A 23,664-nucleotide genomic window follows, 5' to 3' on the forward strand; every position below is an offset into this window, starting at 1 on the left:
TAATCGGAGACGAATGAAACCGGAATAGGTAGCGGTCAGGCTTTCAGCCCTTGGTGAAACCGATGAAGTCGCCGGGCGCGGCGCGGCCCATTTCCTCTTCCCAATGGCGGCGGCAGAGCGAGACATAGACGTCCTTGCCGATCGCCACCTGTTCGCCCTGCCTTGCCACCTTGCCGTCCGGGCCGAGGCGCACCACCATCGTTGCCTTGCGGCCGCAGCGGCAGATGGTGCGCACCTCGCGCAATTCGTCGGCGATGGCGAGCAGCGCGCGCGAACCGGAAAACAGCTTGCCCTGGAAATCGGTGCGCAGGCCGTAGCACATGACCGGGATGTTCAACCGGTCGGTGATGCGGGCGAGCTGCCAAACCTGTTCCTCCTCGAGGAATTGCGCCTCGTCGACGAAGACGCAATGCACGGTCGTATGGTCATTATGCTCGGCGACGCGAGCGAACAGATCGTCGCCATCGCGGAACATCTCGGCGTCGGTCTCCAGGCCGATGCGCGACGAGATCAGCCCGGTATCGCCCTTGCGGTAATGGCCGGCGACGAACAGCATCGTCTTCATGCCGCGCTCACGGTAATTGTACGACGCCTGCAAGAGCATCGTCGTCTTGCCGGCATTCATCGTCGCATAATGGAAGTACAGCTTGGCCATGCCGCTCTTTTAAGCCGACTTGTCCTGGCGCGGGGAGGGGGCGTCCCTACATTCCACCGGAAAAGGGCATTCCATCGGAGAAACGCCTGCCTGATCGGAAAAACTCTGCCAAAAAGCGGCAAGCGTGTCGCTGATCGGCCAGCCCGCGCCGTTGATCGTGATTGTCTTAGTGCTTGAACCTGCACCAGAATGGTGTTTGGCTGATAAAACAAAGGCGGGCGCAAGAAATCCGCTTTGCCAAAGAATCGAAATGGGAGAAATAAACATGTCGCGCATGAATTCCTTCGTCGCCGGTCTTGGCCTGGCGGCTTTCCTGTCCACGAGTGCCGCTTTCGCCGGCGATCCGGAAAGCTGCAAGGCGGTGCGTCTTTCCGATGTCGGCTGGACCGACATCCAGGCCACCACCGGCGTCGCCTCGGTGCTGCTCACCGCGCTCGGTTACGAGCCACAGGTGATCCAGCTTTCGGTGCCGGTGACGATGGCATCGCTGAAGAACAAGGATCTCGACGTTTTCCTCGGCAACTGGATGCCGTCGATGACCAACGACATCAAGGACTACACTGCCGACGGCTCGGTCGAGACCGTCAGCGAAAACCTCAGCGGCGCCGGTTACGGCATCGTCGTGCCGACCTATGTCGCCGACGCCGGCGTCAAGACGCTGACCGACCTCGGCAAGTTCAAGGACAAGTTCGACGGCAAGATCTACGGCATCGAGGCCGGCAATGACGGTAACCGCATCATCCTCGACATGATCAAGAACCCGGCCGACAATCTCGAAGGCTTCGAACTGGTCGAATCCTCGGAGGCCGGCATGCTCACCCAGGCCGAGCAGTCGATGAAGAACGATGAGTGGATCGCCTTCCTCGGCTGGACGCCGCATCCGGTGATGGGCGCCATGAAGATCACCTATCTCGAGGGCATGGGCGACAGCGGCTTCGGCGCCGCCACCGTCCATACCAATGTGCGCAAGGGCTACATGACCGAATGCCCGAATGCCGGCAAGTTCATCGCCAACCTGAAGTTCAACCTGGACATGGAAGGCGAGATGATGGACGCGATCCTCAAGGGTGGCGACGCCAACACGGTCGCCACCGACTGGCTGAAGAAAAACCCGGACGCCGTCACGCCCTGGATTGCCGGCGTGACCACCTTCGACGGCGGCGACGCGGCCGCAGCCGTCAAGACCGCGCTCGGGAGCTGAGCCGACTGAATTCGGCCAGGCCGAACCAGAAAGGGCAGCCATCTTAGAAAAGGCTGCCCTTTTTCATATCGTGTGACAAGATGATCGTCCAACAAGGACGGCGCCGGCAGAAGAGGGGTGAGATGGATCCGATTTCTAAATTCCTATCCGACCAAAGCCACAGAATCCCCATAGGCCCTTGGGGAAAGGCGTTCTTCACCTTCCTCACCGACAATTTCAACACCGTCTTCAGGGCTTTTTCCAACAGCCTCAACTTCCTGCTCGACGGGATCGTCGACGGGCTGCTGCTGCTGCCGCCTGTCCTGCTCATCGCTCTGATCGCGCTGCTAGCCTATTTCCTGCAGCGTTCGAAGGGCCTGGCGCTCGCCGTCTTCCTCGGTCTGCTGTTCATCCTCAACCAGAACCTCTGGAAACAGACGGTGGAGACGCTGGTGCTGGTGGTTGCCGCCGCCGCCGCCTCGATGGCCATCGGCGTGCCGCTCGGCATCTGGGCAGCACACAAGCCGAAGGTCTACCGCTTCATGCTGCCGGTGCTCGACCTGATGCAGACGCTGCCGACCTTCGTCTACCTGATCCCGGTGCTGACCCTGTTCGGGCTGGGCAACGCGCCCGGTCTCATCGTCACCATCATCTTCGTCATCCCGACGTCGGTCCGTCTCACCCATCTCGGCGTCACTTCGGTGCCGAAATCGATCGTCGAGGCCGGCGAGGCCTTCGGCGCCACCAAAAGACAGCTGCTGTGGAAGGTCGAACTGCCTTCGGCACTGCCCACCATCATGGCGGGGCTCACCCAGTCGATCATGCTGTCGCTGTCGATGGTGGTCTTCGCTGCGCTTATCGGTGCCGGTGGCCTCGGCACCGAAATCAACCGCGCGCTCGGCTCGCGCCGGATCGATCTCGGGCTCGAGGCCGGTCTGGCCATCGTGGTGCTCGCCATCGTGCTCGACCGGATGACCCGTATTGGCGTTGGAGGCAAGAAATGACCGTCGCCGTCGATTTCAGGAATGTCGATATCGTCTTCGGCGCCGACCAGGCCGGGTCGCTCGCGCTCATCGACAGCGGCGCCACCCGCGCCGAGATCCTCGAAAAGACCGGCAATGTGCTGGGTTGCGCAGGCGCCAGCCTCACCGTGCATGAAGGCGAGATCTCCGTGCTCATGGGCCTGTCCGGCTCGGGCAAGTCGACGCTGCTCAGGGCCGTCAACCGGCTGAACGTGGTTTCGCGCGGCCAGGTTCTGGTCAAGGACGGTGACGGCACGGTCGATGTCGTCACCTGCGACGAGGCGACGTTGAGAAGGCTGCGGCAGAAGCAGGTGGCGATGGTCTTCCAGCAGTTCGGCCTTTTGCCGTGGCGCACGGTGGAGGAGAATGTCGGGCTCGGCCTCGAACTCGCCGGCATGCCGGAAGCCGAGCGCAAGGCGCGGGTCAAGAAGCAACTGGAGCTCGTCCATCTCGACCAGTGGGCGAAGAAGTACGCCCACGAGCTCTCCGGCGGCATGCAGCAGCGCGTCGGGCTGGCGCGCGCCTTTGCCACCGAAGCGCCGATCCTGTTGATGGACGAGCCGTTCTCGGCGCTCGACCCGCTGATCCGCACCAAGCTGCAGGACGAATTGCTGCAGCTCCAGGCCGAGCTGAAGAAGACCATCATCTTCGTCAGCCACGACCTCGAGGAGGCGCTGAAGATCGGCAGCCACATCACCATCATGGAGGGCGGGCGCATCGTGCAGACCGGCGCGCCGGAAGACATCGTGCTCAGGCCCGCCAACGATTATGTCCGCGACTTCATCGCCAATGTGAATCCGCTCTCCGTCCTGACGGCCTGGAACGTGATGCGCGATCGCCGTGACCTCGAACACGGCAAGGATGGCTGGGTGTGGCTCGACCGGCGCAAGACGACGCGCTTCAAGATCGACGAGCACGGGCTGGTGGCGGCGGCAGAACGCGACGGCAAGCCGGCGGTGTGGGTCTCCTGCGCCGATGTCGAGGGCCAGCCGGAAGAGGCTGCCCAGGTATTCTGGGCCAACCCCGGTACCTCGCTGAAGACGGTGATGCTGGCCATGCACCGCTCGCAGACGGCGCCGGTGGCCTTGTTCGACGACCAGTCGCGCTTCGTCGGCGCCATCGGGATCAGGGATGTGCTGAGCGCGGTTTTGCGAAGGTAGTTTTCCGCCAGCTCGGTCTACGCGGCCAGCGGCAATCTCAGCTCGGTCAGCAGGCCGCCGCCAGGATGGTTGGACAGGCTGACCTCGCCGCCGGCGGCGCGGGCGATGTTGCGGGCGATGGTCAGGCCGAGACCGAGGCCGCCGGTCTGGCGGTTGCGCGACTGTTCCAGGCGCACGAACGAGCCGAACACGGCGTCGAGCTCGGCCTGCGGTATGCCCGGGCCTTCGTCGCGGATGGCCAGCGTGATGATCTTGCCTGATTGCTGCAGGCTGAGATGCGCCTTCTTGCCATAGGTGACGGCGTTCTGGACCAGATTGGTGACGCAGCGCCGCAGCGCGACCGGGCGCGCGATGCAGATCAGGCCGCGCGAGCGCGTGTCCTCATTGTCGAACGAAACCTGCTCGAAGCCGTCGGCGATCGATTCCACCAGCGACCAGAAATCGATCCTCTCACTCTTTTCCTCGGTCACCTCGAAAGTGGCGAAGTCGATGACGGAGCTGGCAATCTCTTCAATGTCGGCAAGGTCGTGCGCCAGCGCCTCGCGAACGGTCGATTTCCTGAGCAGTTCGAGGCGCAGCCGCATCCTGGTCAGCGGCGTGCGCAAATCATGCGCCAGCGCCGCGGCTAGATGTTCGCGATCCTCGACATAGTCGCGCAGCCTTGCCTGCATGGCATTGACCGCCCTGGCGGCGGTACGGACCTCGCGGCTGCCGGTCTCGGCGATCGGCGGGCTCTTGAGGTCGTAGCCGATCCGCTTCACCGCGGTTTCCATCGTCCGGTAGGGCGCGGTCAGCCGGCGCAGCGACCAGATGGAGGAGACTACCACCAGCCCGGCGATCAGGGCATAGAGCGGCAGGCTGTCGACGCTCAATATCGGGCCGACCGGCGTGTTCGGCTCGGTGAAGTTCAGCCATTGGCCGTCGGCAAAGCGCAGCGAGGCCGTCAGCTTTTCACTCTGGGCGAAATCGGCCGCCAGCACCAGGAGGTCGCGCTCGACCTGGCCGATATCGCGGGGTTCGACCTGGCCTCCGGCATCGTCGGCTTCGCGCGTCGCCGGGTCGCGCCGGACCCGTGCGTCGGTGACGCCGAATTTGGACAGCCGCCCGACCAATATGTCTTCCAGTTCGGCCAACTCGTCATCGCCGGCGATCGACGAGGTGACGGCGGGCGTGTCCGATACGGTGAGCGCATAGGTTGCGTTGGACAGGCCCGACGCGATGGACTTGCGCGCTTCGGGCGCCGCGTCATGCATCAACTGGACAAGCGAGAAGGCACGGTCGTTGAGCCGGTAGAGATCGACCACATCATTGGCGGCGGCGCGGTCGCGCGAGACGATGTAGAGGGTCGCGACCTGGCTGATCAGCAGGCCGGCAATGACGATGAGCAGAACCCAGACCGGCAGGGTTTGCGGCAGGATGCGTCTCATTCGGATGTCGTCTCGGGCAGGAACTGATAACCGCCGCTGCGCACCGTCAGGATCAGCTTCGGCGTTTTCGGATCGTCCTCCATCTTGCGGCGCAGCCGGCTGACCAGAATGTCGACGCTGCGGTCGAAGCTGTAGCCGCTGTCGCCGCCCGACAATTCGATGAGCTGCTCGCGGCTCAGCACGCGCTGCGCGCTCCTGACGAAAGTCTGCAAGAGGTTGAACTCGGCCATCGTCAGCTCGACCCTGACGTCGCCCGGCGCCATCAGCCGGCGGCGCGAACAGTCCATCGTCCAGCCGGCGAAATGATAGATCTGTTTCGAGCTGGGCCGGCGCGGCTCGGCGGCGCCGTTGCGCCTCAGCACGGCGCGGATGCGCGCCAGCAGCTCGCGCGGATCGAAGGGTTTGGGCACATAATCGTCGGCGCCCATCTCCAGCCCCACCACCCGGTCGGTCGTCTCGTTGACCGCGGTCAGCATGATGATGGGTGTCGCATAATTGGCGCGAAGCTCGCGGCAGAGTTCCAGCCCGCTCTTTCCGGGCAGCATGACATCGAGAACGATAAGGTCCACCTGGGTCCGGCGCAGGATGGTTTCCATCTCGGTGCCGTCGGCGGCGACGGAGGTGTGCAGCCCCCGCTTCTGGAAAAACTCCTGAAGCAGGTCGCGGATGCCCTTGTCGTCGTCGACAATCAGTATGTGTGCGTCGGATTTCACTGGAACCCTGTCGTCATTGCGGCCGAAACCGACGTTTGCCCATCCCACCCTCACGATAGAATTCAGGCCAGATGTTGGCCAGTGGCGATAATGGGGCTTGGGGCGGACTGCCAGAAACAATCCAGAAACAAAATTCTACAGTTCGGAAAAACTCCCGAAAAAAATCAAGGGCATAAGTGGTGCCGTGGCGGTCAGGTCACCGGCTGCGACACGCGTTACGGGATTACGGACAAAACCAATGCAAAGGTTCTCGATCAGCCTGATGGGTGCGTTGCTCGGCATTTCGCTCGTCACGGCCGCGATCGAACAATCCGATGCAAAGGTGGCCGATGCAAAGGTAGCCAATACAAAAGCGGCCATCACCCGCAGCGAGCGTTGCAGCGATCTGAGCCGTCAATTCGACCAAGCCCTCGAAACCCATGCCACGGTAACGCAGGTCACCGCGGCGAAGGCACTTCAAAGAAAGGGAAACCGGTACTGCGCCAACAGGAAACAGGCACAGGGAATCCGGATGCTCGCAAACGCTTTGAAGCTGCTTGGAGTGACACCGATCGACCCCGTTCAGTGACGCTCAAATTCGATCTGCAACAAAAAGGAAGTGAAGCCATGAAAAAGTCCCTCCTCTCCGCTCTCGGTCTCGCCATCGCGCTCGCCTTCTCGATGCCGGTCCTCGGCACGACCAGCGCCAACGCTGCTGCCACGACCGCGGCTGCGACGACCACGACCATGACGGCTGCGCCCACCAAGGCCGTGAAGAAGGTCGTTGCCAAGAAGACCGTCAAGAAGCACAAGAAGCACAAGAAGGTTGCTCCGAAGGCGGCTCCGAAGGCCTGATCCAGGCCGGCGACATCTCTTGTCCCATGAGAGGACCGCTCCAGTTGCGATTTGCCTGGAGCGGTCGTCTCTTTGCGTGAGGAGCCAAGGTCCGAGTCGAGCCCCGGCTCCGCGCCGGTCCATTAGCAACCATTAATCTTAAACCCGATCGCAATGCCGGACCGGTAAGGCATCCGCATGAAGAAGCGGCCTTCTTCCATTCTCCGCTCGATGGTCATTGGCGGGCTGGTGGTGATCGCGCTGGCCAAGGTGCTGATCCAGTTGACCGCCAGCCCGGTCCCAGATCCGGCCAGCGGGCGCATTGAGCCGGCTTTGTTCGCGCCAGCGATTTCCACCGATTGGGACTACGTCACCACCTGGCAGACCGTGCTGCTCATCGTGCTCACCAGTACGGTGCTGATCTGCTTTGTCGCGTGGCCGGTCGTTGCCTGGCTGGAACGGCGGATGGATACGGCCGAACCCAGTAAAAGTGCCTTGCCCGTCCCGACTGCGCGGCAATTTCCGGCTCGCCGGAGCTTCGGCCGTCAGGGCCGTGAACCGCAGGCGACAGTCCCCACATAGACCACGGACTTGTGAATGGCCGTGCCCCCCCCGGGAGGGCGGTTTGCGCCGTTCAAAATGGACGATCGCTATCGCCCGTGCCAGAGTGACAGCGACGTTCTCGCACGCTACTGCCGGTTCCGATGCCTGAAATCACGACAAAACCCCGTACCAAGACGCAACCGAAGACCGAACGGCCGAAGCTCTACAAGGTCATCCTGGTCAATGACGATTTCACGCCGCGCGAATTCGTGGTGACGGTGCTGAAGGGCGAGTTCAAGCTGAACGAAGACCAGGCGCGGCGGGTGATGATCACCGCGCACCAGCGCGGCGTCTGTGTCGTCGCCGTCTTCACCAGGGACGTCGCCGAGACCAAGGCGGCGCGGGCGACCGATGCCGGCAAGGCCAAGGGTTATCCGCTGATGTTCACGACGGAGCCGGAGGAGTAAGGAGCGCTACCTTCCCTCGCGGTACCACATCGAGCCCATGGCAAGCAGCAGCAGGCCGAGGCCGAGGAAGCCGCCGAACAGCGGCACGCGCGAGACGGCCTTGAGCACGCTGTCGTCGGTGGTGCGCAGGCCGATCCAGTCGTTGCCGGCCGCCGCGCCCGAGGCGCGGACCGGGACGATCGAAGGCAGCGTCACGCCACTGGCGGGGCCGCCGAGCGTCGATGGCTGAGCCAGCCGGCGCACGCTGCCGCCGGTGGCTTCCGCGGGCGCTTTCAGCCGGTTCTCGGTGGAGATCACGTCGGAGAATTCCGGCGCGTTGACCGGGCCGACATGGGCAAGCGCGGTCAAATTGCCGTTGCCGACCTGGTAGAGGCCGATCTCGTTGGTTTCGATGCTGCCCAGGAAAACGCCGGGCTCAGATTTTTCGAGCTTGACGATCAGCGCCTTGCCGGACGGCGTGATGACCTGTGCCGAGCCAGGGTCGTCGCTCATCGTCTGGCGGCGGATTTCCAGCATCATGCCGCGCCCTTCGGCGGTCAGCCGCTCTTCCTCGAGTTCGGGCTCCTTCATCAGCCAGTGGGCGATGCGCCGGTAGAGCTGGACATGCGGGCCGCCGCCTTCGTAGCCGCGCGCCCACAGCCAGCCCTGATCGGACAGAAGCATGCCGACGCGGCCTTCGCCTTTGCGGTCGAGTAGCAGCAACGGCCGGTTGTCGGCGCCCTTCATCACCACTTCGCCCTCGGGATTCTCGACGCCGATGGTGCGGAACCAACGGCTCCAGTGCGGCGGGTCGGTTGCCGAGCCGTCGAGCCCGCGCGTCACCGGATGGCGCTGGCCAAGGTCGGTGAGGCGCGGATAAAAGGCCTTGTCGACGACTTCGCCGGTCGGCATTGCCGGCAGCGCCGCCATCAGGGGTGTGCGGGCAATGGAGCTTTCGCCGGCATATTCAGGTCCGGCAGCGATCAGCAGCGCGCCGCCCTTTTCGACATATTCGGCGATGTAGTCGTAGTAGAGGATCGGCAGCACGTCGCGGTGCTGATAGCGGTCGAAGATGATCAGGTCGAAATCCTTGATCCTCTCGACGAAAAGTTCGCGCGTCGGAAAGGCGATCAGCGACAGTTCGTTGATCGGCGTGCCGTCCTGCTTTTCCGGCGGCCGCAGAATGGTGAAGTGAACGAGATCGACCGAGGCGTCGGATTTCAAGAGGTTGCGCCAGGTGCGCTCGCCGGCATGCGGCTCGCCGGAGACGAGCAGCACGCGCAAATTCTCGCGGATGCCGTCGACCAGCGCGATGGCGCGGTTGTTGGTGTCGGTCAGTTCACCCGGCTCGGGGTCGATGGCGAGTTCGATGATGTTGCGGCCGGCGCCGGGAATGGTCACCTGCAACGGCATGGCCTGGCCGATGGTGGCTTGCTCGACCGCAACCTGCTCGCCATTGACCGAGACGCGGACATCGACCTGGCCGGCCCCGTTACCGGTGGCGATGACGCGATAGGTCATGTCGAGCGGCTTGCCGACCAGGCCGAAGCGCGGGGCGTTCTCGAAGCGGATGCGGCGATCCTTCTCGTGGTCGTTGCCGGTGATCAGCGCGTGTAGCGGGGCGGCGAAATCGGGGGGGCCGGCCGGCGCATCGTGCACCTCGCCGTCGGTGATCATGATGGCGCCGCCGATGCGCGAAGGCGGCACGTCGCGGAAAGCGCCCTCAAGTGCTGTGAACAGCCTGGTTTCGGTGCGCTCGTCGGCGGCTTCCGACTTACCGGCCTCGACGACGCGCACGTCGAACTGCTTGAAGCGGGCGAGGCGCTGTTGAAGCCCGGCAAGCGCCTCGTCGGTCTGCTTGGTGCGCTCGCCGATGTCCTGGCTCTGGCTGCGGTCGACGACGACGGCGACAACGCTCTTCAGCGCCTCGCGCTCCTCGTCGAGGAACACCGGGTTGATGAGGGCAGCGCCCAATGCGAGCAGGGCGGCGAAACGGAAGACCGAGCCGCGCTGGCGAAACCACAAGCCAACCAGCGCCAGCAGCAACAGCGGTGCCAGCACGGCAACGAGCAGCGGCCAGGAGATGAGCGGTTCGAAGGAGAGCGACCAGTTCATGGCTTACCCTCCCCCTTGTGGGGAGGGTTGATCCGCGCAGGGAGCGCAACAAAGAGCGTCATCCTACTGCCCCAGCCGTTCGAGCAGCACCGGCACATGCACCTGGTCGGATTTGTAGTTGCCGGTCAGCATGTACATCATGATGTTGACGCCGGCGCGCAGCGCATAGATGCGCTGCATCGGGTCCGACGGCACGGTCGGCAAAAGCGGGTCGCCATTCTCGTCGACCGCCCAGGCGCCGGCGAAGTCATTGGCGGTGATCATGATCGGCGAGACGCCGTCGCCGGTGCGCACCGGGCGGTTCTCGGTGTTGCTGGCTTCGAGCGAGGCTTCGACCCAGAGCGGGCTGCCGGCGAAGCGGCCGGGAAACTCGGGCAGGATGTAGAAGGATTTGGTCAGCACGTGGTCCGATGGCACCGGTTCCAGCGGTGGCACGTTGAGATTGCCGAGGATGTCGCGCAGCCGCTCCGTCGCCGGGCTGGTTGAATCGGCGCCGATGCCATTGGCGAACTGGTCGCGCGTGTCGAACAGAACCGTGCCGCCCTGCTGCATATAGGCGTCGATGCGGGCAATCGCCGCCTCGCTCGGCATCGGGGCGGTGGGATCGATCGGCCAATAGATCAGCGGGTAGAAAGACAGTTCGTCCCTGGAGATGTCGACGCCGGCCGGCGCGCCGGGTTCGAGCGCGGTCTTCTCGATCAGGAAGCGGGTCAGGCCTTCGAGCCCGGCACGGCTGATCGAATCGACACCCGGCTCGCCGGTCAGCACATAGGCGATCCGGGTCTTCGAAATGTCCTCGATCGCCTGGGTGTCGCCGGGCTTGGCATCGTCGGCGCGGGCGATGTCGGCGTGGCCGAGCATGGCACCGAGCGCAATCAGCAGGGCGGCCGCGGTTGCCGCGGCCCGCGCACGGCGCGGCCGGCGCGAGAACAGGCCGCCCATCCAGAACACGGCCAGCGTGTCGAGCACCATCAGAGCCAGGGCCGCCGCCACCAGCGGACCTTTCAGATCGTGCGATTCGTCGAAGGCGTACTGGATGGTGGTGACCGGTACGGTGATCTCGGGTCGGACCAGCGGTGCGAAAGTGCTGCCGGTTTCGAGCAGATTGTGGGCGAAGACGCCGGTTTCGGAACCGTAGAGGCCGGGCGGGTTCTCGAACGTCACCGGCAACGGGCCGGCGCCCGGCACCAGCGGCCTTGCATCGGGCGTCGGCGGCACCAGCGTGCCGTCGGCCGATATCATGCGGTAGGGCGCCAGCGAGGTTGAGGCGGCCTCCGCATTGGCGACCGCCGCGCCCTGGTTGCGCGACAGTTGCACGATGCGCCGCAGCATTTCGACGAAGCTGCCAGAGATCGGCAGGCTCGACCACGTCGCTTCCGGCGTGACATGGAACAGGACCAGCGTGCCCTTGCCCTTTTTCAACCCGGTCACCAGCGGGGTGCCGTCGGCAAGCGTGGCCCAGCTGCGCTCGACGATGTCAGGCGACGGCTCGGCCAGGACCTGCCTGGTGACGGTGACTTCGGCGGGCGGCGCGAGGTCGGCGAATGGGCCGGTCTTCGGAAATTCGGTGACCGGCTGCGGGGTCGTCCATGACAGCGCGCCGCCGAGCGAGCGTTCTCCGGTGCGCAAGCGGACCGGCAACAGGTCGTCGTCATTGCCCGCCGCGGCCAGCCGCGAGCCGGCGAAGCGCACCAGCGTGCCGCCATTGTCGACCCAGTCGACCAGCCTTTGCCGCACCTGCTCGGGAATGGTGCCGATATCGGCCATGACGATCATCGCCGGCTTCTGGTCGAGGAGCTGCGGGATGGCGTCGGCAAGATCGGCGCTCGATGGTTCGACCAGATCGGCGAAGGGCTGCAGCGCGCGCCTGATATAGTAGAGCGGCGACAGGAGCGGCTGCGCCTGGTCGGCCTCGGCCTGCGACAGCAGACCGACGCGGCGGCGCTTGGAGTTCTCGTCGAGAACGCGCACGGCTCCGGCCTGCCGCTCGCCGTCGAGCGCGATCGAGGCGAAGTCGTTGCGCAGTTCGAACGGCACCGCCATCGTGCCGGTTGCCGTGGCTTCGCCGGGCGCGAAGGTCAAGGTCGCGTCGGCGATGCGGCGGCCCTTGTCGTCAAAGGCACCAGCCGTCACCTGCGCGGGCGCCGGATCGCCCGGCGCGCGGATGGCGGCGAGCGCGAAGCCGTCGACCTGGTTGTCGGCGCCGGTCAGGCCCGTCAATGTCAGCCGGTCGGAGACAGCCCAGACGACACGCGCGGCGTTCTTCGACAGGAGCGTGTTGAAGGCGGCCTCGTCGCCTTTCGCCGCCAGACCATCGGCGAGCACGGCAACGCTGGCGCCCGGCAAGCTCTCCAGAGTCGCGGCGACGCGGGCATAGACGGCCGGACGATCAGTTGGGATCGGCCGCGGCTTGGCCGCGCGCAGCCGGTCGAGGGCGGCAGCGGCGTCGAAGGGGCCGATCTCGGCATTCGGCTTTTCGGCGGTGAAGGCGATGATGACCGGCACGCCATTGGATCCGGCGTCGGCGATCAGCCGCTCGGCGGTGGCGACGCGCTTGCCCCAGTCGGCGGCACTGGCCCAGTCATTGTCGATGACCAGCGCCAGCGCAGCGCCTTCGGCCGGCAATTTTTCGCGTGGATTGAAGACCGGTTCGGCGAGGGCCGCGACGACCAGGGCAGCCATCAACAGCCGGAGCAGCGTCAGCCACCACGGGCTCTGATGCGGCGTCTCCTCGCGCTTCAGCACGCGGGCCAGGATCTTCAGCGGCGGGAAGGTCTCGCTCTGCGGCTTGGGCGGTGTGAGCCGCAACAGCCACCAGATCACCGGCAATGCCAGGAGGCCCCACAGCACCATGGGGGCGCCGAAGGAGAGCGGCAGCCAGCTCATGCGCCGATCCTCCCGGCACGACCGTCGGCGGTCAGTCCGGCATGACCACCATCGACGGTCAGCCCGGCATGGCCACCGTCGGTGGTCAGCCTGGCATGACCACCATCGGCGGCCATCGCCATGTGGATGCGCACCAGCGCCTCGGAGGCGAGGCGGTCGGTGTGGTTGACGGTGAAGCTCCAGCCAAGCCGCTTGCACCAGCCGGCCAGCTCCTGGCGGCGGGCGCTGTAGAGCAGGCGGTATTCATCGCCCAGCGTTTCGGCGCGGCCGGCGGTCAGCTTCTCGCCGGTTTCGGGATCGGTGAATTCGGTGCGGCCGGCATAGGGGAAGGTCTCTTCGGCCGGGTCGGCGACCTCGATCAGATGGGCACGCACGCCATGGCGGGCGAGCACGTCAAGCCAGGCCATGGTGTCCTCGACCGGGTCGAGGAAATCGCTGACGAGGACAATGTCACAAAAGCGGCGGATGCCGGAAAGATCCGGCTTTGCCGGCAGATTGGGTGCATGGGCGAGTTGGGTGGCAATACGCTCGGCGCCGTTTCGGGCGGTGAACGGGTCGGTCAGGCCCGGCCAGGCGATGCGCTCGCCGCTGCGCGACAGGAGCTCGGCCATGGCCAGCGCCAGCACCAACGCGCGCGATTCCTTCGAGACGGTCGCCCCGGTGGATTTGTAGAGCATGGACGGCGAGGGGTCGGCCCACAGCCAGACCGTATGGGCGGCCTCCCATTCGCGGTCGCGCACATAGGTGTGGTCGTCACGGGCCGAGCGGCGCCAGTCGATGCGCGAGGAATCGCCTTCGACGTAGGGCCGGAACTGCCAGAAATTCTCGCCGATGCCGCGCTTGCGACGGCCGTGCCAGCCGGCGATCACCGTGTTGACGATGCGGCGCGCCTCGACCAGCAGATCCGGCACCAGCGAGGCCCGCAACCGGCCACGGGCGAGCGCGTCGCGCGTCGCAGCCGGTGCCTGGACCTCGCCTATGCGCCCCATCAGATACCTTTTGCCAGTTTCGCCACCACGTCGCGCACAGTGGTGCCCTCGGCGCGGGCGGCGAATGTCAGCGCCATGCGGTGTTGCAGCACCGGCTCGGCCAGCGCCCTGATGTCGTCGACCGACGGCGCCAGCCGTCCTTCATACAGGGCGCGGGCGCGGGCGCATAGCGTCAGCGCCTGGCTGGCGCGCGGGCCTGGGCCCCAGGCGACATGCTTGTCGGTCTCGGCATTGCCCTGGCCGGGGCGCGCCGAGCGCACCAGCTTAAGGATCGCCTCGACGACGCTTTCCGGCACCGGCATGCGGCGGATCAGGGTCTGGATCTCTTTCAACCGTGTCGGCTGCAGCACATTCTGCGCCTTCGCATCCTCGACGCCGGTGGTCTCCAGCAGGATGCGGCGCTCCGCTTCGATATCGGGATAGAGGATGTCGACCTGCATCAGGAAACGGTCGAGCTGCGCCTCTGGCAGAGGGTAGGTGCCTTCCTGCTCCAGCGGGTTCTGCGTTGCCAGCACGTGGAAAGGCGCCGGCAGGTCATAGCGGGCGCCGGCGATGGTTACGTGGTATTCCTGCATCGCCTGCAGCAGTGCCGACTGGGTGCGCGGCGAGGCGCGGTTGATCTCGTCGGCCATCAACAGTTGCGCGAAGATCGGTCCGGAGATGAAGCGGAAGGAGCGCTTGCCGAATTCATCCTGCTCCATCACCTCGGAGCCGAGAATGTCGGACGGCATCAGGTCGGGCGTGAACTGGATGCGGCGGGAATCGAGGCCGAGCACGATGCCCAGTGTCTCGACCAGCCTGGTCTTGGCGAGGCCCGGCACGCCGACCAGCAGGGCGTGGCCGCCGGCCAGAAGCGCCACCAGCGTGCGCTCGACAACGCTTTCCTGGCCGAAGATGACGCGGCCAACGCCATCGCGAACCCTGGAAATGTCGGCCAGCGCCTTCTCGGCATCGGCGATCATGTCCTTTTCGCTGATCGGGCTTTCCTTGATCATCACGCTCATGCAGCATCGATCCTTCTGGTTGGAAATACCGGCTTGCACCTCACAGTGCCGCAGAATGCCGCGATTCGGCTTCGCGTGGCGTGCCTCTTTGAACTTAAATCACAGACTTAGGCTGACAAGCGGAACAACAGTGACTATTTCGTGACCATGACGGAACGCATCGACCTTCGTGAAGAGAGCCTTACAGCCGCAACCGAGGCGCGCGGGCTGGAAGCGCTGATCTCGCGCGCGGCCCGCGCCGGCAAGGGTCCGGCGCCGGTGGAGCGCTGGAATCCGGCCTTCTGCGGCGATCTCGACATGGAGATCAGGCAGGACGGCACCTGGTTCTACCTGGGTACGCCGATCGGCCGCATGCCGCTGGTGCAATTGTTTTCCTCGGTGCTGCGCAAGGACGAAGATGGCAGAACCTATCTGGTAACGCCGGTGGAAAGGGTCGGCATCCGTGTCGTCGATGCGCCTTTCATTGCCGTGGAGATGGATGTTTCCGGCAGCGGCAACGGGCAGATCATCACTTTCCGCACCAATGTCGGCGACGTGGTCGAGGCCGGGCCGGGCCACCCACTGCGCTTCGTCGACGAGGATGCGACCGGCGGCCTGAAACCTTATGTTCTGGTGCGCGGGCGGCTGGAAGCGCTGGTGGCGCGGCCGGTGATGTATGAGCTGGTCGAGCATGGCGAAGAGATCGAAATCGACGGCAGAAGGATGTTTGCCGTGCGCTCGAAGGGCGAGGTCTATCCGATCATGCCGGCGGAAAATCTCAATCGGTTGAGTGCGTGATGGACCAGGTGACGCCGCCGCCGTTTTCCGCCGAGGATTTTCGCGCCCGCGTTGCGGCACAGCCGCAAGCCCATGCCTCCGACGATTTCGGCGACCATCGCTTCAACCCTGGTCATCCCAGGATGAAGCAGGTCAAGGCACTGCGCGATGCCGCCGTTCTGATCCCGGTGGTCGATCACGGTCGCGACGCCACGGTTCTGCTCACCAAGCGTGCCGAAAAACTGCGCAATCATTCGGGGCAGGTGGCCTTTCCCGGCGGCACGATCGATGCGACCGATCCAAGCCCGGAAGCGGCGGCCCTGCGCGAGACCTTCGAGGAGATCGGCATCGGCCAGGACTGGATCGAGATCATCGGCCGCATGCCCGATTATGTCGCGGGCAGCGGCTATCGCATCGCTCCGGTGCTGGCAATGGTGCGGCCGGGATTTTCCCTGACGCTGAACTCCGACGAGGTCGACGCCGCCTTCGAAGTGCCGCTGCGCTTCCTGATGGACCCGGCCAACCATACTAGGGACAGCCGCATGTGGAACGATCTCGAATGGTTCTTCTACGAGATGCCCTATGGCGGCCAGCGCATCTGGGGCGTCACCGCCGGCATCATCCGCACGCTCTATGAGAGGCTCTATCCGTGAGCGGCCGCGTGTCCCTCGCGGGCAGGGCCGACTGGCTCGGCGACAAGCATCTGCAGCGCCTGCTGGCTATATTGGCGGAGGGCGGCGAGGAGGCGCGTGTCGCGGGCGGGGCGGTGCGCAATACGCTCATCGGCCAGTCGGTTGCCGACATCGACATCGCCACCACCTGCCTGCCGCATGAGACCATCCGCCGGGCCGAGGCGGCGGGTTTCAAGGCGGTGCCAACCGGCATCGAGCACGGCACCATCACTGTCGTCGCCGGTGGGAAACCATATGAAGTCACCACTTTGCGCGCCGACATCGAGACCGACGGGCGGCGCGCGAGGGTTTCGTTCGGGCGCGACTGGAAGGCCGACGCCGAGCGGCGCGATTTCACCATCAACGCGCTCTATGCCGAAGCCGACGGCACCGTCATCGACCTGGTCGGCGGCATCGCCGACATCGAAGGGCGCCGGCTGCGCTTTATCGGCGATCCGGAGGCCCGCATCCGCGAGGATTATCTGCGCATCCTGCGCTTCTTCCGCTTCTTCGCCTGGTATGGCGACGGCCGGCCGGATGCCGAAGGGCTGAAGGCCTGCGCCCGGCTCAAGGAAGGGCTCGGCCAACTGTCGGCCGAGCGCATCTGGTCCGAACTGAAGAAGCTCCTGTCGGCGCCCGATCCGTCGCGGGCCTTGCTGTGGATGCGCCAGGCCAGTGTGCTCACCAGCGTCCTGCCGGAGAGCGAGAAATGGGGCATCGACGCCATTCACGGGCTGACCAGGACCGAAAAGGATCTGGGTTGGGCGCCGGATCCACTGCTCAGGCTGGAGGCGATCGTGCCGCCCGACGCCCAGCGCATGAAGACGCTGGCCGAGCGGCTGAAATTCTCCGGCGGCGAGGCCGAGCGCCTGAGGCTGTGGGCTCTGACGGGCGCCATCGAGCCGAGGATCAGCGAAGCGGAACTCGCCAAGAAACTCTACCGTGGCGGCCGGCAAGGTTTTGTCGATCGTCTGCGGCTGTCGCTCGCTTCCGCTCGGGTACGTGCGGTCGAGGACAATGACGCGCTGCTTGAAGCCGGTGGCTTTTCGCGCCTGCTTGCCTACGCCGGAAAATGGCAAAAGCCCGACTTTCCGCTCAAGGGTGCCGATCTGACGGCGCTTGGCGCGTCGCCGGGACCGAAACTCGGCGAGACCCTGAAAAACCTCGAAAAGGAATGGGTCGAATCCGGCTTTGCGCTCGACCGCGGCGCGCTGCTCAAGCGCGCCGCGAAAGCGCTTGAGATTTAAGCTGTGTCAAGCCGCGTCGCGGACCTTCTGGATGCGCGAACGGATCGCCTCGATCATCGTCTCGCGGATGGTCGTTTCGCCATGCGTCTCGCGCATATGCTCGACGGCGCGGCGCATGACTTCGGCTTCTTCATCGGCGCGTGTGTGCCATTCGCAGCCGGGAACGAGCGACCCGCATTGAAATTCCTTCATTGGCTCTCTCCCTTCTCGTTGAAGGACTAGCATAACACATCTCGGCGGATTCAGTTGCATGGCAGCGCCGGGCATCCGAAGGATCAGAAAAGGGCGGAGCAGCGCTGCTCCGCCCCCTTACGCTACCCCGGAGACAAGACTGCGTCTTGCTCTCGGGACAAGACCATGTCTTGCTCCGGCGGGCAGGCCATCACTTCACGATCTTGACTGCCTCGGCAACTTTGTGCTTGCCGCTCATGTCCCAGGAAACGCGGACCTTTTCGCCGGCCTTCAGGCCAGGATCCTTGAAGGTCTTGGGCAGCGTAAAGGTAGATCCGTCATCCAGAACAAGGCTCATCGCCGTTCCATCATAGGTCTTGACCGTGCCAGTGATGTGTTTGACCGCGGCGAAGGCGGCGCCACCAGAGGCGAGAACGGCGGCAGCCGCGGCCGTCATAATAAGCTTGCGCATGGCATGCTCTCCTGGAAAATGAGGGCACCCGTTTGGGCAGGTGCCCCACTCAATCATGGGCCGTCCGGTCGCGTCGGGTCGCGGTTCCAGAGGAGGAGAGAACCGCCGGCGTTTCCCGGCCCGGAAACGACAAATAATCCAAATATTTCAATTGTGTATTAGACGAAAAAGATATTCGTGACGCCACATTCCCCGCCAAAATCAGGCGAATGGGACATGAATGCGGTTTCACGCTCCGCTCACCATTATTTTACGGCCACCTTACTTCCGGCGGCAGGCTGGACAGGATCGACGCGACATTGCCGCCGGTCTTCAGTCCGAAGATGGTGCCGCGATCGTGAAGCAAGTTGAATTCGACATAGCGGCCACGTCGAATGAGTTGCTCGTCGCGGTCGCCGTCGGTCCAGTTGTCGTTGAAGTTGGCGCGAACGAGATGTCCGTAGACGACGAGAAAAGATCGCCCGACATCTTGGACGAAGTTGAAATCGGCGTCCCAGCCGCCCTTGTCCTCGCCCGAATGCAGCCAGTCGAAAAAAATGCCGCCGGTGCCGCGCGGCTCGTTGCGATGCGGCAGGTAGAAATATTCGTCGCACCAGGCCTTGAATTTCGCGTAGTCGGCGACGCCGGCATTCTTCTCGCAGGCGAATTGCATGGCCCGGTGGAAGGCCAGTGTATCGGGGTCGTCCTGGACGCGGCGGCGGTCGAGCACCGGCGTCAGATCGGCGCCACCGCCGAACCACTGGCGCGAGGTGACGACCATGCGCGTGTTCATGTGCACCGCCGGCACGTTGGGGTTCCAGGGATGGGCGATCAGCGAAATGCCGCTCGCCCAGAAACTCGGGTCTTCTTCCGCGCCCGGCATCTGCTTCCTGAATTCCGGCGAGAACTCGCCATGGACGGTCGAGGTGTGAACGCCGACCTTCTCGAAGACACGGCCATGCATCATCGACATGGTGCCGCCACCGCCGCGGCCTTCGTCGCGCTCCCATGGCGTCTTCGCGAAATGGCCGGGCGACCATGAGGCCAGCGGTCCCTGCAGATCCTGCTCGATCTGCTCGAAGGCTGCACAAATGCGCTCGCGCAGCGTCTCGAACCACAGCCTGGCCTTCGTCTTTTTCTGTTCTATGTCGGCCGGCAGCCCCACGGGTATTTCAGGTCGTTCCAAATGCTGTCTCCAGTTGCAGCCGACAAAAGACTCGTCTTTTCCGGGCGCGATCCCTAGTCTCTTGGGTAGAAGCGTCAAGTCTGATCAAGGGGCAAGGAGTTCTTTCGTGCGCACCCCGGCAAGACCGCCGCTGGATGGGCTGAAGAAGAGGCTCGATCGGTCGCGCGCCGAACGAGAGCGCATGCCGCGCGACGGTTTCCTGCGCGAGACCTTCGTGCTGCCGCGCCCCGATGCGCGCCTCAAGGCGCAAGAATGGTTCGAGCGCTTTCCCAAGCAGGCCTACTGGACCGAGATCGAGAGCTGGTTCGAACGGCCGGGCGACGTCATCGAATTCACCATCAGACGGCTACCGGCTGCGGATTAGCGCTCGACAAGCAGCCGCCTTGCCCCGGTGCCTTCCCTTGCCAGCCGGTCGTCCTTGTTCCGCAGCGGGCATTTGTCGATCGACATGCAGCCGCAGCCGATGCAGTCGGTCAGGCCGTCGCGCAGCTTCTTCAGCTGGCTGATCTTTTGATCGAGCTCGTCACACCAAGCGGTTGAAAGCAGATTCCAATCCTCGCGCGTCGGCGTACGGCCTTCGGGCAGGGATTGAAGCGCTGCACCGATCCCGGCCAGCGAGATGCCGACCTCTTGCGCTATCCGGATGATCGCCACGCGTCTCAGCACGTCGCGCCCATAGCGGCGCTGGTTGCCTGACGTGCGGTGGCTGCGGATCAGCCCGCGCGTCTCGTAGAAATGCAGCGCCGATACCGCCACCCCGCTGCGCTGCGCCACTTGACCGACCGTCAATTCCGTTACCGGAGCCATTCGAATTTTTCCGCTTGACCTCAAGTTAAGTTGAGCTTGTAACCAAGAAACCCTGGATATGCAAACCGCAGGAGAAGGCGATGTGCGCCTGGGTGAAAATGACAAGAGACGGCGCGGTCATTGGCCCGAAAGTAGCCGGGGGCCAGAAAGCGGCCGTGACCGCCACGCCCGCTGATGAGCTGCGAATCCTATCGGAGCTGCCGGATCGCTTCGCCGGCCACCATGGCGACGGAAAGCGCGACATTGATGCTGCGCGCGCCGGGCTGCATCGGGATCGTCAATCGCGCATCAGCCGCCTCGTGGACAGAATCCGGCACGCCCGCGGATTCGCGGCCGAACAGGAGTATGTCGCCGGCGGCGAAGGCGAAATCGGTGTAGGCGGTCGCGGCTTTGGTCGACAGCAGCACCAGCCGCCGCGCTTCGCTTCTGCGCCAGTTTTCGAAGGCCTGCCAGTCGACATGCCGGGAAAGCCGCGCCATTTCGAAATAATCCATGCCGGCCCGTTTCAGCGCGCGATCGGAGATCGGGAAGCCGGTCGGTTCGATGATGTCGACACCGAGCCCGAGGCAGGCGGCGAAGCGCAGGATTGTTCCGGTATTGCCGGCGATATCCGGCTGGTAGAGCGCGATGCGGAGACGGTCGTTCATTTCCGCGTCTTCCTAATAAGTGGCAGATCGGCCACAGGGATTTCGCGGTTTTGGAAATTCCTGGACCTGCGGGTGGCCATTTTCTGCGAAGTCGGGTATGTCAGCTTCATTGTCAACCCGAACCGATGGAGGGGGAATTCATGATGACCATGCACAACCAGCGCCCCTCTCGGGGCCTAGTACGCCCCACGGCGGTTTCGGCACGACGATTCTCCTGACACTTTAAGATTTGATCGCACCGATTCCCGCCGAACCTAGTTTTCGGCTTTCGAAGGAATCCTGCGATGTTTTTCAAACTGCAAAAGGGGCTGGGCGCCCCACCTGAACGTGTCCGGACCGATGCTAGCCATCGTGTCCTGACCGACGCAATGCACGCCGACGTTATCCCTGCCTTTGGCCGAATGCCGGCGGTCGAGCTTGCTTCACCCTTTTTATCGCACCTTCACATGGAGGACGGACCAATGTTCGATCCCTATAAAATACCCGGTTCAAGAAGCCTGCACGAGCGCAAGATGGCGACCTGGGCGCTGCTGATCGGCGAAACCTATTCGTCGGCGGTCCACGCCGAGACGCGCCGGCGTCCGCATCGCGGCATGCTGCCTGATGTCGATTTCTCGCGCGCGGTTCCTGACCACAGTCGTCCTTCGCTGGTGCGCCGCATCATCAGGCTGATCAGGCCGGGTGCGAAGATCCGGGTCGTTGACACCGCGCCGTCAGGATCGTCAAACGAGCCTGTCGGCGAAAAGTCCGCCACACCCTATATTGCGCGAAGCAGGACCGATGGCCCGGGTGATTCCGGGCCGTCGGTCCTTGACGCCATGCGATCCGGGGACGCTACCCATTCCCGTGCCGCGTGAGCGCAAAAACAGACATATGAGTACCAAGACAATGTTCCGCTGGTTTGAAAAAAGGCTCGATCCGTTCCCTGCCGAGGAACCGGTCGAGCCCCCAAAGACGCTGGTCGCCTTCTGCGTGCACTATACGCGCGGCGCCTGGCCCTACATCATTCTCGATGCGGTGCTGGTGACGGCTATCGCCCTGGCCGAGGTGTGGATGTTCGGCTTCCTCGGTCGGATCGTCGACTGGCTGTCGGCGCAGAACCGCGAGACCTTCCTGCAGACCGAGGGCTGGAAGCTCGCCGGCATGGCCTTCATCGTGGTCTTCGCACTGCCGGCGACCGTCTGGTTCCATTCGCTGCTCAACCAGCAGACGCTGATGGGCAACTACCCGATGCGCATCCGCTGGCAGGTGCATCGCTATCTGCTCAAGCAGTCGATGACCTTCTACCAGGACGAGTTCGCCGGACGCATCGCGACCAAGCTGATGCAGACGGCGCTCGCCGTGCGCGAATGCGTCATCAAGCTCATCGACGTGCTCAACTATGTCGTCGTCTATTTCCTCGGCATGCTGGTCATCGTCGGCTCGGCCGACTGGCGGCTGGCGGCGCCGCTCGCCGTCTGGCTTGCCGGTTATATCGGGCTGTTGCGCTTCTTCATCCCGCGGCTGGGCAAGGTCGGCGAGGAGCAGGCCAATGCGCGCTCGACCATGACCGGCCGCGTCGTCGACAGCTACTCCAATATCCAGACAGTCAAGCTGTTCAGCCACGCGCGGCGCGAGGCGTCCTTCGCCAGGGAAGGCATGGCGGGCTTCCTCGATACGGTCTACCGGTCGATGCGGCTGGTGACGGTGCTTTACGGCCTGCTCTACGTCCTGAATTCGCTGCTCCTGTTCTCGGTCACCGCTATCTCGCTGTGGCTGTGGCTTGGCCAGGCGGTAACGATCGGCGCCGTCGCAGTCGTCATCGGCCTGGTGCTCAGGCTGTGGGGCATGTCGCAGTGGATCATGTGGGAGATGTCCGGCCTGTTCGAGAACATCGGCACGGTGCAGGACGGCATCGGCTCGATCTCGCTGCCGCGCCTGGTCGAGGACAGGCCCGGTGCCAAGGACATTGCCGTCACCAAGGGTGAGATCCGTTTCGAGGACATCCGCTTCCACTATGGCAAGCAGAAGGGCGTGATCGAGGCCCTGTCGCTGACGGTGAAGCCCGGCGAAAAGGTCGGTATCGTCGGCCGTTCGGGCGCCGGCAAATCGACGCTGGTCAATCTGCTGCTGCGCTTCTACGACCTGGAAGCTGGCCGGATCCTGATCGACGGCCAGGAGATCGCCTCGGTGACGCAGGATTCGCTGCGCGCCCAGATCGGCATGGTCACGCAGGACACCTCGCTGCTGCATCGCTCGGTGCGCGAGAACATCCTTTACGGCCGGCCTGATGCCAGCGAGGAGATGCTTGTCGAGGCGGCACGCCGCGCCGAGGCGCTGGATTTCATATCGGCACTTGTCGACGCTACTGGCCGCAAGGGTTTCGATGCTCATGTCGGCGACCGCGGCGTCAAATTGTCCGGCGGCCAGCGGCAACGCATCGCCATCGCCCGTGTTATGCTGAAGGACGCACCGATCCTCATTCTCGACGAGGCGACGTCCGCGCTCGATTCAGAGGCCGAGGCGGCCATCCAGGAGAACCTTTACAAGCTCATGCAAGGCAAGACCGTCATCGCCATTGCCCACCGGCTGTCGACCATCGCGGCGATGGACCGGCTCGTCGTCATGGACAAGGGCCATGTCATCGAGGAAGGTTCGCATGAGGAACTCGTCGCCAGCGGCGGGCTCTACGCGCAGCTCTGGCAACGTCAGTCGGGCGGCTTCCTGCTCGACGATGGTCCGGCCCCCGCCGCCAACGATGCACTTGCCAAGGGTCAAGCTGCAGAATGATGGCCG

26 protein-coding genes are annotated in these 23,664 nt (G+C 64.3%); 13 read left to right on the forward strand and 13 right to left on the reverse strand.

Annotated elements, in window-relative coordinates; all coding sequences use genetic code 11:
* Positions 1 to 43: 43 nt before the first annotated feature.
* Together C9427_RS13915 and C9427_RS33810 are read right to left on the reverse strand one after the other, a co-directional pair.
* Positions 44 to 655 carry a thymidine kinase gene (locus C9427_RS13915; RefSeq protein WP_107649731.1) on the reverse strand — a complete coding sequence of 204 codons (612 nt, stop codon included), beginning with the start codon at positions 653 to 655 and terminating at the stop codon, positions 44 to 46.
* A 9-nt stretch (positions 656 to 664) separates the two neighbouring features.
* The gene (locus C9427_RS33810) at positions 665 to 931 is read right to left on the reverse strand and encodes a hypothetical protein (RefSeq protein ID WP_146172542.1); all 267 of its coding nucleotides are present in this window, start codon (positions 929 to 931) and stop codon (positions 665 to 667) included.
* Here C9427_RS33810 and choX point away from each other — a divergent pair.
* The 3 genes from choX (at position 921) to choV (ending at position 4,017) form a co-directional block, all read left to right on the forward strand.
* Complete coding sequence (gene choX, locus C9427_RS13920) at positions 921 to 1,856, forward strand: choline ABC transporter substrate-binding protein (protein ID WP_107649732.1); 936 nt, start codon at positions 921 to 923, stop codon at positions 1,854 to 1,856. The genes C9427_RS33810 and choX overlap by 11 nt on opposite strands.
* 122 nt (positions 1,857 to 1,978) lie before the next feature.
* Entirely contained in the window at positions 1,979 to 2,839 is an 861-nt protein-coding gene (choW, locus tag C9427_RS13925) for a choline ABC transporter permease subunit (RefSeq protein WP_107649733.1), read from the forward strand.
* Positions 2,836 to 4,017, forward strand: a complete 1,182-nt coding sequence (gene choV / locus C9427_RS13930) for a choline ABC transporter ATP-binding protein (protein ID WP_107649734.1) — start codon at positions 2,836 to 2,838, stop codon at positions 4,015 to 4,017. The genes choW and choV overlap by 4 nt, the downstream gene beginning before the upstream one ends.
* Positions 4,018 to 4,034: 17 nt before the next feature.
* Here the strand turns inward: choV and C9427_RS13935 are convergent, their stop codons facing one another.
* Both C9427_RS13935 and C9427_RS13940 read right to left on the reverse strand, forming a co-directional pair.
* Positions 4,035 to 5,444 carry an ATP-binding protein gene (locus tag C9427_RS13935; RefSeq protein ID WP_107649735.1) on the reverse strand — a complete coding sequence of 470 codons (1,410 nt, stop codon included), beginning with the start codon at positions 5,442 to 5,444 and terminating at the stop codon, positions 4,035 to 4,037.
* Positions 5,441 to 6,157 carry a response regulator gene (locus C9427_RS13940; protein ID WP_107649851.1) on the reverse strand — a complete coding sequence of 239 codons (717 nt, stop codon included), beginning with the start codon at positions 6,155 to 6,157 and terminating at the stop codon, positions 5,441 to 5,443. Before C9427_RS13940 ends, C9427_RS13935 begins: the two co-directional genes overlap by 4 nt.
* Before the next feature lie 238 nt (positions 6,158 to 6,395).
* Between C9427_RS13940 and C9427_RS13945 the strand changes: the two genes are divergently transcribed.
* From C9427_RS13945 to clpS, 4 genes are all read left to right on the forward strand, one after another.
* Positions 6,396 to 6,725, forward strand: coding sequence for a hypothetical protein (locus C9427_RS13945; RefSeq protein WP_107649736.1), 330 nt, complete (start codon positions 6,396 to 6,398; stop codon positions 6,723 to 6,725).
* 38 nt (positions 6,726 to 6,763) lie between these two features.
* Entirely contained in the window at positions 6,764 to 6,991 is a 228-nt protein-coding gene (locus C9427_RS13950) for a hypothetical protein (protein ID WP_107649852.1), read from the forward strand.
* A gap of 177 nt (positions 6,992 to 7,168) precedes the next feature.
* Positions 7,169 to 7,552 (forward strand): hypothetical protein, encoded by a 384-nt coding sequence (locus C9427_RS13955; RefSeq protein WP_107649737.1) that lies wholly within the window; start codon positions 7,169 to 7,171, stop codon positions 7,550 to 7,552.
* Between the two features lie 122 nt (positions 7,553 to 7,674).
* Positions 7,675 to 7,980, forward strand: coding sequence for an ATP-dependent Clp protease adapter ClpS (clpS, locus tag C9427_RS13960; RefSeq protein ID WP_097572358.1), 306 nt, complete (start codon positions 7,675 to 7,677; stop codon positions 7,978 to 7,980).
* Between the two features lie 6 nt (positions 7,981 to 7,986).
* Here clpS and C9427_RS13965 read toward each other — a convergent pair whose 3' ends face one another.
* The 4 genes from C9427_RS13965 to C9427_RS13980 all read right to left on the reverse strand — a co-directional run bounded on the left by C9427_RS13965 (position 7,987) and on the right by C9427_RS13980 (position 14,953).
* On the reverse strand, positions 7,987 to 10,074 hold the full coding sequence (locus C9427_RS13965; RefSeq protein WP_107649738.1) for a hypothetical protein: 2,088 nt from the start codon (positions 10,072 to 10,074) through the stop codon (positions 7,987 to 7,989).
* 63 nt (positions 10,075 to 10,137) lie between these two features.
* Positions 10,138 to 12,960, reverse strand: coding sequence for a DUF4159 domain-containing protein (locus C9427_RS13970; protein ID WP_107649739.1), 2,823 nt, complete (start codon positions 12,958 to 12,960; stop codon positions 10,138 to 10,140).
* A complete protein-coding gene (locus tag C9427_RS13975) occupies positions 12,957 to 13,949 on the reverse strand; it encodes a DUF58 domain-containing protein (RefSeq protein ID WP_107649740.1) in 993 nt (330 codons plus the stop codon). The genes C9427_RS13970 and C9427_RS13975 overlap by 4 nt, the downstream gene beginning before the upstream one ends.
* Positions 13,949 to 14,953, reverse strand: a complete 1,005-nt coding sequence (locus C9427_RS13980) for an AAA family ATPase (protein WP_107649741.1) — start codon at positions 14,951 to 14,953, stop codon at positions 13,949 to 13,951. The genes C9427_RS13975 and C9427_RS13980 overlap by 1 nt, the downstream gene beginning before the upstream one ends.
* A 147-nt stretch (positions 14,954 to 15,100) precedes the next feature.
* Here C9427_RS13980 and C9427_RS13985 point away from each other — a divergent pair, with 147 nt between their 5' ends.
* Genes C9427_RS13985 through C9427_RS13995 form a run of 3 tightly spaced genes read left to right on the forward strand, consistent with a single transcriptional unit; the run spans position 15,101 to position 17,627 of the window.
* The gene (locus C9427_RS13985; RefSeq protein WP_107649742.1) at positions 15,101 to 15,730 is read left to right on the forward strand and encodes a DUF1285 domain-containing protein; all 630 of its coding nucleotides are present in this window, start codon (positions 15,101 to 15,103) and stop codon (positions 15,728 to 15,730) included.
* On the forward strand, positions 15,730 to 16,362 hold the full coding sequence (locus tag C9427_RS13990) for a CoA pyrophosphatase (RefSeq protein ID WP_107649743.1): 633 nt from the start codon (positions 15,730 to 15,732) through the stop codon (positions 16,360 to 16,362). The genes C9427_RS13985 and C9427_RS13990 overlap by 1 nt, the downstream gene beginning before the upstream one ends.
* Entirely contained in the window at positions 16,359 to 17,627 is a 1,269-nt protein-coding gene (locus tag C9427_RS13995) for a CCA tRNA nucleotidyltransferase (protein ID WP_167434343.1), read from the forward strand. The genes C9427_RS13990 and C9427_RS13995 overlap by 4 nt, the downstream gene beginning before the upstream one ends.
* A gap of 6 nt (positions 17,628 to 17,633) precedes the next feature.
* On the opposite strand, the gene C9427_RS14000 is transcribed toward C9427_RS13995, so the two are convergent.
* The 3 genes from C9427_RS14000 to hemF form a co-directional block, all read right to left on the reverse strand.
* Positions 17,634 to 17,819: a DUF1059 domain-containing protein gene (locus C9427_RS14000; RefSeq protein WP_097572344.1), complete on the reverse strand. Its 186-nt coding sequence runs from the start codon at positions 17,817 to 17,819 to the stop codon at positions 17,634 to 17,636.
* Positions 17,820 to 18,009: 190 nt separating this feature from the next.
* On the reverse strand, positions 18,010 to 18,270 hold the full coding sequence (locus C9427_RS14005; RefSeq protein ID WP_107649744.1) for a DUF1344 domain-containing protein: 261 nt from the start codon (positions 18,268 to 18,270) through the stop codon (positions 18,010 to 18,012).
* Positions 18,271 to 18,520: 250 nt separating this feature from the next.
* On the reverse strand, positions 18,521 to 19,435 hold the full coding sequence (hemF, locus tag C9427_RS14010; protein ID WP_107649745.1) for an oxygen-dependent coproporphyrinogen oxidase: 915 nt from the start codon (positions 19,433 to 19,435) through the stop codon (positions 18,521 to 18,523).
* Positions 19,436 to 19,541: 106 nt separating this feature from the next.
* Here hemF and C9427_RS14015 point away from each other — a divergent pair, with 106 nt between their 5' ends.
* Positions 19,542 to 19,799 carry a hypothetical protein gene (locus C9427_RS14015; RefSeq protein WP_008877705.1) on the forward strand — a complete coding sequence of 86 codons (258 nt, stop codon included), beginning with the start codon at positions 19,542 to 19,544 and terminating at the stop codon, positions 19,797 to 19,799.
* On the opposite strand, the gene soxR is transcribed toward C9427_RS14015, so the two are convergent.
* On the reverse strand, positions 19,796 to 20,242 hold the full coding sequence (soxR, locus tag C9427_RS14020) for a redox-sensitive transcriptional activator SoxR (protein ID WP_107649746.1): 447 nt from the start codon (positions 20,240 to 20,242) through the stop codon (positions 19,796 to 19,798). The genes C9427_RS14015 and soxR overlap by 4 nt on opposite strands.
* 188 nt (positions 20,243 to 20,430) lie before the next feature.
* Positions 20,431 to 20,889: a tRNA (cytidine(34)-2'-O)-methyltransferase gene (locus C9427_RS14025; RefSeq protein WP_107649747.1), complete on the reverse strand. Its 459-nt coding sequence runs from the start codon at positions 20,887 to 20,889 to the stop codon at positions 20,431 to 20,433.
* A 461-nt stretch (positions 20,890 to 21,350) separates the two neighbouring features.
* Between C9427_RS14025 and C9427_RS14030 the strand changes: the two genes are divergently transcribed.
* Both C9427_RS14030 and C9427_RS14035 read left to right on the forward strand, forming a co-directional pair.
* Positions 21,351 to 21,746: a hypothetical protein gene (locus C9427_RS14030; protein WP_107649748.1), complete on the forward strand. Its 396-nt coding sequence runs from the start codon at positions 21,351 to 21,353 to the stop codon at positions 21,744 to 21,746.
* Positions 21,747 to 21,777: 31 nt separating this feature from the next.
* Positions 21,778 to 23,658: an ABC transporter ATP-binding protein gene (locus tag C9427_RS14035; RefSeq protein WP_107649854.1), complete on the forward strand. Its 1,881-nt coding sequence runs from the start codon at positions 21,778 to 21,780 to the stop codon at positions 23,656 to 23,658.
* The last annotated feature ends 6 nt before the right edge of the window (positions 23,659 to 23,664 follow it).

The sequence above is a fragment of the Mesorhizobium helmanticense genome (assembly GCF_003034915.1).
Classification (GTDB): Bacteria; Pseudomonadota; Alphaproteobacteria; order Rhizobiales; family Rhizobiaceae; genus Mesorhizobium; species Mesorhizobium helmanticense.